Raw genomic sequence first — 625 nt, 5'->3', positions numbered from 1 at the left:
TACTTCCCCAACATGACACCTAGATAAAGCAAAAGGGTATTTTGAGCATCTTCACTCAACTCATCGCGTGAAGCCCAAAGATCCTCATATCCATAAATATAACCTAGTTCTTGAGCCAATTTTAAAGAAAAAGCATAAAATTGAGCTACATCCGCTGGTATGGTGATTGCCATGGCAAGTCCACCTGGTAATCCTGCCAAAACAGACGTTCCACTCGCCAATAAAACATTATCCCTAATGCAGGCATTAGCCACTCGATCTAAGATTTCTTGAGATAAGAGAGACGTTGGGCCTTGTTCTAATAAGGTAGGAATGTCCTGTGGATCCAATTCTTTGGAAAATTTATCCACTAAAAATTTCGAACGATCAACCTTAACAACAGGTAGTTTTACCACTTGTTGCAATACTTGCATAGCCAAGTCTTGTTCAGCCATATACAAACTCCTTTTACTTCTGTAAGTTATATTCTATGATAGCATACTCTTTTAAAGTATGTTTCAAATCCCCCTCAAAAATTTTCAAAAAATCCTTAGCAACTTATTTGTTAAAGATTTTTAATAGTCTTTGTAGAGACAGCTCGAATATTCAACTCCTACCTTTACAACATGATATTCTATCTGTGAAC

At 36.6% G+C, this 625-nt stretch carries 1 pseudogene; it reads right to left on the bottom strand.

What is annotated here, in order from left to right:
• A pseudogene (locus tag SMIDD26_RS01950) lies at nucleotides 1-434 on the bottom strand (EcsC family protein); the annotation flags it as partial.
• Between the last annotated feature and the right edge of the window lie 191 nt (nucleotides 435-625).

It is taken from the genome of Streptococcus mitis (assembly GCF_001579035.1).
Taxonomy (GTDB): domain Bacteria; phylum Bacillota; class Bacilli; order Lactobacillales; family Streptococcaceae; genus Streptococcus; species Streptococcus mitis_J.
Note: the sequence above shows the minus strand (reverse complement) of the source record. Positions and strands in the feature narration are given on the sequence as shown.